The organism is Nonomuraea zeae (assembly GCF_005889725.1).
GTDB classification, from domain to species: Bacteria; Actinomycetota; Actinomycetes; order Streptosporangiales; family Streptosporangiaceae; genus Nonomuraea; species Nonomuraea zeae.
This window is the reverse complement of record NZ_VCKX01000374.1, coordinates 1-10,532: the sequence shown is the minus strand read 5'-3', so window position 1 is coordinate 10,532 and position 10,532 is coordinate 1. Positions and strand designations below refer to the sequence as shown.

The 10,532-nt window shown below is 71.0% G+C and carries 5 protein-coding genes; 1 reads left to right on the top strand and 4 read right to left on the bottom strand.

Going from position 1 to position 10,532, the window contains the following annotated elements; translation table 11 throughout:
- Together ETD85_RS55200 and ETD85_RS55195 are read right to left on the bottom strand one after the other, a co-directional pair.
- Positions 1-246: transposase (locus tag ETD85_RS55200; RefSeq protein ID WP_138697861.1), on the bottom strand; the 246-nt coding region annotated here is incomplete at its 3' end.
- 72 nt (positions 247-318) lie between these two features.
- Entirely contained in the window at positions 319-1,536 is a 1,218-nt protein-coding gene (locus tag ETD85_RS55195) for an alpha/beta fold hydrolase (RefSeq protein ID WP_138697860.1), read from the bottom strand.
- Between the two features lie 237 nt (positions 1,537-1,773).
- Between ETD85_RS55195 and ETD85_RS55190 the strand changes: the two genes are divergently transcribed.
- Entirely contained in the window at positions 1,774-2,964 is a 1,191-nt protein-coding gene (locus ETD85_RS55190) for a L,D-transpeptidase (protein WP_138697859.1), read from the top strand.
- A 617-nt stretch (positions 2,965-3,581) separates the two neighbouring features.
- On the opposite strand, the gene ETD85_RS55185 is transcribed toward ETD85_RS55190, so the two are convergent.
- Positions 3,582-5,972 (bottom strand): SpoIIE family protein phosphatase, encoded by a 2,391-nt coding sequence (locus tag ETD85_RS55185; RefSeq protein WP_240780043.1) that lies wholly within the window; start codon positions 5,970-5,972, stop codon positions 3,582-3,584.
- 48 nt (positions 5,973-6,020) lie between these two features.
- Positions 6,021-10,271: a HAMP domain-containing protein gene (locus ETD85_RS55180; RefSeq protein ID WP_138697857.1), complete on the bottom strand. Its 4,251-nt coding sequence runs from the start codon at positions 10,269-10,271 to the stop codon at positions 6,021-6,023.
- Positions 10,272-10,532: the final 261 nt, after the last annotated feature.

Sequence of the window (10,532 nt, the reverse complement as noted above, 5' to 3'; positions counted from 1 at the left end):
CTGGATCGCGGTCAGCAGCATCTGCCAGGTGCCATCGGCCGACCAGCGGCGATGCCGCTTGTAGACCGTGATCCAGGAGCCGAACCGTTCGGGCAGGTCCCGCCACGGCAGCCCGGTCCGTGCCCTGTACAACACGCCGTCGATCGTTTTGCGGTGGTCATTCCATCGCCCGCCCCGCCGGCCGCCCTCGGGCAGCAGTGGCCGGAGCCGCTCCCACTCAGCGTTCGTTAAGTCACCACGTCCCATGAACTGATCGTGACAACATCACCACGATTAGTCAGCAGATCTAAGAAACAGCTCTTAGCCGCGCTGCCTGGCTCAGGGCGCGATCCGGCCGCGCATGAACGCGGTGACCAGCTCCCGGTACGTGCCGGGCCGGTCGTGGGCGATGTCGTGGCCGGAGCCGTCGATCGCGCGGAAGACGGCGTTCGGCAGCACGTCGGCGTACTCGCGGGCGACCTCGGGCGCCAGGTAGTCGCACGAGCCGCGCAGCACCAGCACGGGCACGGCGATCCGGCGCAGCGCGGGCCGGGGGTCGGCGACCTGCCGGGCGTCGCGCGCGGTCATGGCGTTGGCCCAGAACCCCAGCCTCGACGGCGGCACCCGCAGCGGCCGGCCGGGGCATCCCGCCCGCATGTCGAGCTCGCCGACGAAGAGCTCGAACTCGCGGTCCACCGCGTCGTCCGGCAGCAGCGCGTGGGCGGCACGGGGTCCCGCGACCTCCATGAGCACGTGCGCCAGCAGCAGCCGCTGGTGGTCCCACATCGCCTGGCTCTGGTCGCGCAGCCCGCTCTCCGTCAGCTGCCGGTTGTCCGGATAGGCGGGAGACCAGATGGTCGCCGGCGAGGCCACGACCGCGCGGGCCACCCGGTCCGGGTGCGCGGCCAGATAGGCGGCGACGAGCTGGCCGCCCCAGGAGACGCCCGCCAGCACCACCCGGCCGGCGCCGATCGCGGCCCGGACGGCGTCCAGGTCGGCCACGTGCCGCGCGACCGTGTAGCCGGCCGCGTCGGGCAGGCGGCTGGACAGGCCCGCGCCCACCTGGTGGTAGGCGTACACGTCGAAGCCCTCGGCGGCGAGCGCGGGTTCGAGTGGCGACGGCTCGTCCGGCGCGCCCGGCCCGCCGTGCACGAGGATCACCGGCGTGTCCCGGCGCTCGCCCTGGGCCGGGGTACGGGTGTAGGCGATGCGCGAGCCGGTCGGCAGGTCCCAGTACCCGGTGCCGGGCCCGGCCACGAGCGGGCGGCTCGGCGGCCCGCCGAACAGCAGGCCCGCGAGGGGGATGGCCGCGGCGGCCAGCTCCACCCCGGCGACCGCGATCGGCACCCAGCGCCGCGCCGGTAAGCTCCCCACTCGCCGCAGCGCCAACCGGCACAGCGACCAGGTGAGGCCCGCCAGCGCCGTCACGGCCACGGCCAGCGCCACGTACCGGTTGCCGCTCGCCGCGGCGGCGGCCCACAGCGCGCCGAGCCCGGCCCCGAGCCCGGCCGGGACCGACAGGACGATGAGCAGGCCGGCCGCTGCCTTTGCTCTCATGCCCGCGCTCATCGCCCTCCCCAAGGTTTGGCGGGGGGTCCCGTGATCCAGCGTATGTCGCCGCGAAGAAGGTGGCGCGGGCCGTTCTCGGCTTGCCGCCGCTCCCCAACAAGTCACCACTGGTCGAAGTATCTCCGCATGATTACTCTCAGTTACGGGCATAACGCTCCTCGTATCAACAAGAGGCTGCCTAGGCTGAAATATGCCTATTTTGTCGGGGGACTGGAGGCATCGGCGATGCGGAGTGGCGGGACCATACTTGTCGGCACGTTCACGGCGGTGCTGCTCCTGGCCGCCGGCTGCTCCTCGGGCGGCTCCAGCCCGCCGCCCGTGCAGCACTATGAACCGGCTCCGCCGCCCAAGCTGTCGATCCTGCCCGCCGACGGCACGAAGAAGGTCCCCCCGGACACCGGGATCCACGTCAAGGTCACCGACGGCAAGGTCACCGGGCTGACCGTCTCCGACGCCGAGGGACACGAGGTCAGCGGCAGCGCGGGCGCGGACGGGACGTGGCGGCCGACCTGGCCGTTGAAGCCGTCCACCGCGTACACGGTGCGGGTGCAGGCCACCGGCGCGGACGGCAAGCAGGTCGCCGAGCGGGCCGGGTTCACCACCCTGAAGCCGAAGCGGGTGCTGGAGAGCGGCATGTCGCCGCTCAACGGTGAGAAGGTCGGCGTGGGGATGCCGATCCAGCTCCTGCTGTCGCAGCCGGTGACCGGGCAGGAGGACCGGGCTGCGGTCGAGCGCTCGCTGACGGTGCAGATGTCCAAGCCGGTCGAGGGCGCCTGGAGCTGGGTGAGCGACCGGGAGGTCCAGTACCGGCCGCGCGAGTACTGGCCGACCGGCGAGCAGGTCACGGTGGTCGCCCACCTGGCCGGCCTGCGGATCGGGCGGAGCCTGTGGGGCGACAGGAACCGCAGCGTTTCCTTCACCGTCGGCCCCGAGCACATCACCAAGATCCGCAACGGGACCCACAAGGCGGTCGTGCGCAAGAACGGCGAGGTCGTCAGGACCATCCCGGTCAGTCTGGGGAAGCGGGGCGACGAGAGCTACTCCGGCACCATGATCGCCCAGGAGAAGGCCGCGGACTTCCTCATGGACTCGGCCACCATCGGCCGGCCGGGCGAGTACTACGCCCACACCAAGTGGAACGTCCGGATGACCTACAGCGGCATGTTCTTCCACGCCGCCCCCTGGTCGACCGGCGCGCAGGGCAACCGCAACGTCAGCCACGGGTGCGTGAACGCCAGCCTGGCCAACGCCCACTGGTTCTACAACTTCACCCAGCGGGGAGACATCATCAAGGTCACCGGGACCTCGCGCAAGCTCCAGTTCGGCAACGGGCCGACGCCTTGGGCGAAATCGTGGGAGGAGTGGCTGGCGGGCAGCGCGCTCAGCGGCCGATCGACGTCCGACCCCCGCCTCTGACCTGCGCCTGCCGAGACGTCACCGGCGGTCACGGCGATCGGCACGGTGAACAGGGCGTAGCCGCCGAGGCTGACGGCCGCTCCCAGCACGAGGAACACCGCGTAGACCCGGGTCGCCCGCCGCTCGTGGCCGGGCAGCCCGGCCGTCGGGTCCTCCCGCGGGCCGGGCCGCCGCCGCAGCGCCGCCCTGAGCTTCGTGCGCAGGTATCCGGCGAAGGCCGCCCGTCGTCGAAGAGGTGGCGGGTACGGAGCAGGTCCCACGCCAGCCCGGCCAGATAGACCCGGTAGCGGGAGCGCCTGGGCACCGCCCAGACGCCGGTGACGTCGATCTCCACCCCCTGCTCGGCCGCCACCCGCTCCTCCGCGGAGCCGGCCGAATGGCCCTCGCCCAGCAGCCGGATCGCCTCCCTGTACACCGCAGGCCCAGCAGCCGGTCTGGTGCGGGATCAGCGAGCCGACGACGGCCATTGGCGGCGGGCCTGGTCTCCAGAGGCCGGCCGGGCGCCGCCTGGCCGGCCGGCGCTCTGCCGGTCAGCCGTCTTCGCGAAGGATGGTCGCTGGATGTCCGGCGGCCTGATGTGCCGGACCCGACTGCTACGGCGGGTCCGGCCCCGGGGGTCAGCGCAGCTGGATGCCGACGAGGCAGGTGTCGTCGTCGGTGTCGGAGTTGCTGTGCAGGAGCAGGTGGTCCAGAAGGCGTTCCAGGTCGGACGCCGGATGACCGGCCGTGCTCAGCAGCTGCTCAAGGGAGTGCTGCAGCGTGCGGTCCCGGCGTTCGATCAGGCCGTCGGTGTACATCAGGAGGATGTCGTCCGAGGCGAGCTGGACCTGGCCCTCCTCGTAGGAGGAGTCCGACACGGCGCCCAGCAGCGTCCCGCCGATCAGGTCCAGCTCCGCCGCCCGCCCGTTCCTGACCAGAACCGGGGGCAGATGGCCCGCTCTGGCCCAGCGCAGGATGCGCGTCTGCGGGTCGTACAGGCCCAGGACCGCCGTGGCCGTCACCTGGTCCGTCAGATGGTGGGCGACCAGGTTGAGCCACGCCATCAGCTGGGCCGGGCCCGCACCCGTCGCGGCCAGCCCGCGCGAAGCGTTGCGCAGCACGACCATGCCGGTGGCTCCGTCGATCCCGTGCCCGGCCACGTCGCCCACCGACAGCAGGATCTGCTTGCTCGGGAGCACCACGGCGTCGTACCAGTCGCCGCCGACGAGGTGCTCCTGCTCCGCGGGGCGATACCGGACGGCGATCTGCAGGTCGAAGGCCTCCATCGGCTCGCGGCTGGGCGGCATGATGGCCTGCTGCAGCTGGAGGGCCAGGCGGTTGCGCTCGGCGGCCTGCTGCTCGGTGTGGGCGAGCTGGTCGCGGGTGGCCGCGAGGGCGACCTCAGTCCAGTGTTGAGCGGATATATCTTGATACGCGCCGCGGATGGCCGACGGCTTACCGTCGGCGTCGAAGACGGGCTCGGCCACGACCCTGATGTGCCGGGCGATCCCGTCCGGGCGCCGCAGGCGGAAGGCCGCCGACGCGGGCCTGCGGTGGTGCAGCACGGTGCGCAGGAAGTGGCCGATGGCCGCGGCGTCGTCGGGATGGCTGTGGCCGGCCAGCCGATCCAGGGGGATGGGCGGTTCCCCCTCTCCCATGCCGTACAGGGCGTAGAGCTGACTGTTCCAGATGATCTGGCCGGTGGTCAGGTTCTCCTCGAACCCGCCGATGCGGCCCAGCCTCTGCGCGTGCTGGAGCAGGTTGGCCAGCTGCGCCGCCTCGTCCTGCAAGCGCCAGATGAGCAGGACGTTGCCGCGGTGCCGGGTGATGCTGACGTCGGCGACGCTGGAGAGCGACACCTGGTCCACCATCGCGGTCAGGGTCATCTTGTCGGCGCGGAACGGCTCGCCCGTGGCGTGCACGCGCTCGATCTTCTCCCACAGCCCGCCGTCCTCGGCCGCCAGCGGGTACGCCTCCAGCAGGAGGGCGCCCACGACCATGTTCCGCGGCCGCCCGGTGGGATCGACGAAACGGGCGTTGGCGTGCTGGATGCGGAAGTCGCCGAGCCTGCCGTCCCCGTCGAGGCAGGGACTCAGGATGAGGGCAGCGTCGGGCAGCGTGCCGGCGAGGTCGATCAGCTCCGACAGGGCCTCCGGCTCGGGGGCCGACGCCGGCTCGTCGGGCACGTCGAGCGAATAGGCGCACAGCTCCGCGAGCGCCTCGATCTGCTTGCGGATCTGCGGCGGCTGCGGCGGCAGCGGGTCCGGCCAGCCGACCTCAAGGACGGCGAAGATCCGCCCGCCGGTGCCCGCCGGCACGGTGACCCGGCCTCCCGGCGTCTCCCGCCGGCCGATCGACGGCAGGCCGAGTGCGGAGAGATCCGGCAGCCAGATGCTCTCGCGCCTGACCAGGGCGCGCCGGGCCGGGGTCTCCACCCCGGGAGGGACATAGCGCCACCGTTTGGCCTCCTCGGCGGTGAACCCGGCGTACCCGGCGAGGGTGAGCGAGGCGTCGGCGCCGGCCTCCCAGACGGCGACCGCGGTCGCGCCGAGGGGGGTGAGCGCGTGCTCCAGCAGCGAGTCCACCACCGCCTGGGCGTCGGTGGCCTGCAGCACGCCGCTTTCCGCGCTGCGCAGCCGTACCGCGATGTCAGCCGCCTCGCGGGCCGGCTCATCGGAGTGCGCGGAGGCCAGGAACGCCCGCGCGACCTCGCTGATCCGATCCTGCGCCGCCTGGTTGATGATGTCGGCGGCGAGCTCGAGCTGGGTCATCCCGGCCTGCTCGGCCAGGGACGCCAGCTGCTGGGCCGCGCTCGTCACGCTGCACCGCAGCCGCTCGATCAGCACGCCCTTGGCCAGCTCGACCAGAGCCCGGCCCTCGGCCGCCGACTGCGCCTGCAGGACCTCACCACGCAGCCGTTCGATCGTGGCCGCCAGCCGCCCGACGTTCGTCTCCGTCTCCGGGTCCGCGGCGGCGGAGACGGGGAACGGAGACAGCGGCGGGAGACCGACCGGCGGAGAGCTGTGCACTTGGTTGCTCCTTGCCATGGTGCTGCGGATCTCGGGGGACGGGGAGGGTTAAGCGGTGGTCCAGTGCCGGATCCGCTCGATGAGGTGGTCGGCGTCCACCGGTTTGGTCACGTAGTCGCTGGCGCCCGCCGCCAGGCTCTTGTCCCGGTCGCCCGGCATCGCCTTGGCCGTGACGGCGATGATCGGCAGGGCCTGGTATCGCGGCATCTGCCGGATCTTCGCGGTGGCCACGTAGCCATCCATCTCGGGCATCATCACGTCCATCAGGACGAGATCGATCTCGGGATGGGCGAGCAGGGTGTCGATGCCCTCCCGGCCGTTCTCCGCGTGCAGCACCTGCATGCCGTGGATCTCCAGCATGCTGGTCAGCGCGTAGAGGTTGCGCGTGTCGTCGTCCACGACGAGCACGGTCAGCCCGGTCAGGGTGTGGTCGACGTCCTTCCCGGCCGCCGGGCTCACCTGCTGCGATCTGACCAGCGGCAGCACGTCGCCCGGCTGGTCCGCGCTCAGGTGCAGCGCGATCCGCTCGCGCATCTCGTCCAGGCTCGACAGCAGCTCCACGGGCTGGCCGTCGGCACGTGTCTGCAACCGGGCCTCCTGCTGCGGGTTGGCCCGCCAGTGCGCGTACGCCAGGACCGGGACGGCCCGCAGCGCCGGGTCGCCGCCCATCGCCTCCAGCAACTGGTACGCCGCCTGGTCCGGCATGTCGAGATCGATCACGATGAGGTGGCAGGGCTCGTCCGCCAAGGTGGAGGCCGCCTCCTGCGCCCCGGCGGCCGTGACGATCTCCACCGCTTCCTCACGGGCGGGGGCCAGCTCCGTCAGGACGCTCTCGGCCACGAGGGAGAGCAGCCCGCGCGGCCGCTCCTCGATGACCAGGAGCCGGCGCTGCTGCACCGATGACCGGCTGGAGGCGGGCGGCTCCAGGACGGCCGGCCCGCCGGCGCTCTCGGCGCTCTGCGGGTCGCCGCCCCTGCCCGGGCGCTGGTCGAAGTCCGGCCGGGCGATCGGCAGGTACAGGGTGAACGTGCTGCCCTGCCCGGGAACGCTCTGCGCGGCGATGGCCCCGCCGAGCAGGTAGGCGATCTCGCGGCTGATCGACAGGCCGAGCCCGGTGCCGCCGTACTTGCGGCTGGTGGTGCCGTCGGCCTGCTGGAACGCCCCGAAGATCACCTCCAGCTGCTGCTCGGGGACGCCGATCCCGGTGTCGACCACGCGCAGCGCGATGGCCGCCCCGTGGTGGCGTACCGACGCGGGGAGCTCGGACTGGGCCGCCATCTCGATACGCAGCTCCACGCTGCCCGTCTCGGTGAACTTGACCGCGTTCGACAGCAGGTTGCGCAGCACCTGGCGCAGCCGGCTGTCGTCGGTCAGCACCTCCAGCGGGATGCCGGGGGAGGACACGATCCGGAAATCGAGGCTCTTCTGGCTGGTCATGGGCCGGAACGTGGCCTCGACGTAGTCCAGCAGCCGCCGCAGCTGCACCCATTCGGGGTCGATGTCCATCTTGCCGGCCTCGACCTTGGACAGGTCGAGGATGTCGTTGATGAGCTGGAGCAGGTCCGATCCGGCCGAGTGGATGATGCCGGCGTACTCGACCTGCTTCGGCGTGAGGTTGCGGGTGTGGTTCTGGGCCAGCAGCTGGGCCAGGATGAGCAGCGAGTTGAGCGGGGTGCGCAGCTCGTGGCTCATGTTGGCGAGGAACTCGCTCTTGTACTTCGAGGCGAGCGACAGCTGCTGGGCGCGGTCCTCCAGCTCCTGGCGGGCCTGCTCGATCTCCAGGTTCTTGGTCTCGATGTCCTGGTTCTGGCGGGCCAGCAGGCTCGCCTTCTCCTCCAGCTCGGCGTTGGAGCGCTGCAGCTCGTCCTGCTGGTTCTGCAGCTCCTCCGAGCGGGTCTGCAGCTCCGAGGTCAGCCGTTGCGACTCCATCAGCAGCTCGTCGGTGCGCGCGTTGGCCACGATCGTGTTGAGGTTGACGCCGATCGTCTCCATGAGCTGGTCCAGGAACGCCCGGTGCACCGGCGTGAAGGAATAGACCGACGCCAGCTCGATCACGCCGAGCACCTGCTCCTCGACCACGATCGGCAGCACGATGACCGAGCCCGGCGCGGACTGGCCGAGCCCGGAGCCGATGGTGATGTAGCCGCTGGGGATGTCGTTCAACGCGATGGTGCGCCGGGTGCTGGCCGCCTGCCCCACCAGGCCCTCGCCCATCTCGAAACGGGTACGCCGATCCGGGCCCGTCAGGTAGCCGTGCGCGCTGATGAGCCGCAGCCCATCGTCACCGGCCAGGAAGAACGCGCCGTACTGGGCCGAGACCAGCGGCGCCAGCTCGTTCATCACCAGCTCGGCCACCGTGGCCAGGTCGCGGTGGCCCTGCATGAGCCCCGACATGCTGGCCAGGTTGGACTTCAGCCAGTCCTGCTGCTCGTTGGCGCTGGTGGTCTCGCGCAGCGACTTCACCATCGAGTTGATGTTGTCCTTCAGATCCGCCAGCTCGCCCTCGGCGTCCACGGTGATGGACCGGGTCAGGTCGCCCGAGGTGACCGCGCTGGTCACCTCGGCGATGGCGCGCACCTGCCGGGTCAGGTTGCCGGCCAGCTCGTTGACGTTCTCGGTGAGCCGCTTCCACGTGCCCGACACGCCCTCGACCTCGGCCTGGCCGCCCAGCCGCCCCTCACTGCCCACCTCGCGGGCCACCCGGGTGACCTCCGCCGCGAACGACGACAGCTGGTCCACCATCGTGTTGATCGTGGTCTTCAGCTCCAGGATCTCCCCGCGGGCGTCCACGTCGATCTTGCGGGTCAGGTCGCCCTTGGCCACCGCCGTGGTGACCTGCGCGATGCTGCGCACCTGGTTGGTCAGGTTGTCGGCCATCGAGTTGACGTTGTCGGTGAGGTTCTTCCAGGTGCCCGCCACGTTCGGCACCCGGGCCTGGCCGCCCAGCTGGCCCTCGGTGCCCACCTCGCGGGCCACCCGGGTCACCTCGTCGGCGAACGCGCCGAGGGTGTCGACCATGGTGTTGATGGTCTGCGCCAGCGCGGCCACCTCGCCCTTGGCCTCCACCGTGATCTTCTGCGACAGGTCACCCCTGGCCACCGCGGTGGCCACCTGGGCGATGCTGCGCACCTGGTTCGTCAGGTTGGAGGCCATGACGTTGACGTTGTCGGTCAGGTCCTTCCAGGTGCCCGACACGCCACGGACCGTGGCCTGCCCGCCCAGGTTGCCCTCGGTGCCGACCTCACGGGCCACCCGGGTCACCTCGTCGGCGAACGCGGACAGCTGGTCGACCATCGTGTTGATGGTCTCCTTCAGCTCCATGATCTCGCCGCGGGCGTCCACCCGGATCTTCTGCGTCAGGTCGCCCTTGGCCACCGCCGTGGTGACCTGGGCGATGCTGCGTACCTGGGCGGTGAGGTTGTCGGCCATGACGTTCACCGACTCCGTCAGGGCCTTCCAGGTGCCGGACACGCCCTTGACGTCCGCCTGGCCGCCGAGCCGTCCGTCGGTGCCGACCTCGCGGGCCACCCGGGTGACCTCGTCGGCGAAGGAGGACAGCTGGTCGACCATGGTGTTCAGGGTGTTCTTCAGCTCCAGGATCTCGCCCCGCGCCGAAACGGTGATCTTCTGCGACAGATCGCCCCTGGCCACCGCCGTCGCGACCTGGGAGATGTTGCGCACCTGGTCGGTCAGGTTGTCGGCCATGAAGTTCACCGAGTCGGTCAGGTCGCGCCAGGTGCCGGCCACGCCCTTCACGTCGGCCTGGCCGCCGAGCTGTCCTTCGGTGCCGACCTCGCGGGCGACGCGGGTGACCTCGGCGGCGAAGGAGGACAGCTGGTCGACCATCGTGTTGACGGTGTTCTTCAGCTCGAGGATCTCGCCGCGGGCGTCCACGGTGATCTTCTGTGACAGGTCGCCCTTGGCCACCGCCGTGGTGACCTGGGCGATGCTGCGTACCTGGTCGGTCAGGTTGCCCGCCATGGCGTTGACCGACTCGGTCAGGTCCTTCCACGTGCCGGACACCGCGGGCACGTCGGCCTGGCCGCCGAGCCGGCCCTCCGTGCCGACCTCGCGGGCCACGCGGGTGACCTCGGAGGTGAACAGGGACAGCTGGTCCACCATGCCGTTGAACACCGAGGCGATCTCCCCGAGAAGGCCGTCGGCGTCGTCGGGCAGGCGGGTGCGGAAATCACCGTCTCGCACCGCGGTCAGCCCGGCCAGCAACTGGCGCAGCTCCGGCTCGCCCACTTCGGCGGCACCGGCTGTGGTCCGTGAACCACGAGAGCGTGTCTCACTCATGTTCACTCCTGCTCCTGACTGATGGACGGCCACCACCACACAGCAGGAACGGCCGACCGAAGTGAATCGATCCAGGCACGCTAAATGATCGTGGGATCACAATCCGGACATAGCGGGTGATTGTCCCCGCTGGTTATCCATGAAGATTACTGGATCAAGCGACCCGCTCTTATCAGCCTTATCAGCCGCCGGTCACGAATCGGGGCCATCCGCTGCGGGTGGGCCGGGCACTGCCGCATCCGCGCCAGGAGGGGGCGGGGA

Coding starts and splice junctions, on each gene's coding strand:
- ETD85_RS55195 (WP_138697860.1), bottom strand. CDS start 1,536: ATGAGAGCAAAGGCAGCGGCCGGCCTGCTCATCGTCCTGTCGGTCCCG.
- ETD85_RS55190 (WP_138697859.1), top strand. CDS start 1,774: ATGCGGAGTGGCGGGACCATACTTGTCGGCACGTTCACGGCGGTGCTG.
- ETD85_RS55180 (WP_138697857.1), bottom strand. CDS start 10,271: ATGAGTGAGACACGCTCTCGTGGTTCACGGACCACAGCCGGTGCCGCC.